Origin of the sequence: Paraburkholderia sp. SIMBA_030 (assembly GCF_046535245.1) — a bacterium.
Classification (GTDB): Bacteria; Pseudomonadota; Gammaproteobacteria; order Burkholderiales; family Burkholderiaceae; genus Paraburkholderia.
This window is the reverse complement of sequence record NZ_JAWRXB010001215.1, coordinates 1-250: the sequence shown is the minus strand read 5'-3', so window position 1 is coordinate 250 and position 250 is coordinate 1. Positions and strand designations below refer to the sequence as shown.

General features: G+C 63.2%; 1 protein-coding gene. It reads right to left on the bottom strand.

The genetic code is table 11. The features are described 5' to 3' along the window. A partial coding sequence (locus SB772_RS43895) for a LysR substrate-binding domain-containing protein (RefSeq protein ID WP_410839013.1) occupies positions 1 to 250 on the bottom strand: 250 nt, incomplete at both ends.

The window sequence follows — 250 nt, the reverse complement described above, 5'->3', positions numbered from 1 at the left end:
CGGGCGATGCGCGGCCGGATCAGCCCCTCCACGCCGGTGATCTGCTGGATCAGCGTGGCACCTTCCTCCATCAGGAAATGCTTGAATGCCAGCGCCACCGGCGGCAGCCGCTTGTTCTTGCGGTGCACCACATACCAGTTCAGCATAACTGGGAAGCCTTCGATATCGAGCACGGCCAGCTTGCCCGCCTGTAGCTCCAGTCCCACCGTGTGCGCGGACAGGAAGGCGATGCCCATATTGGCGATGACCG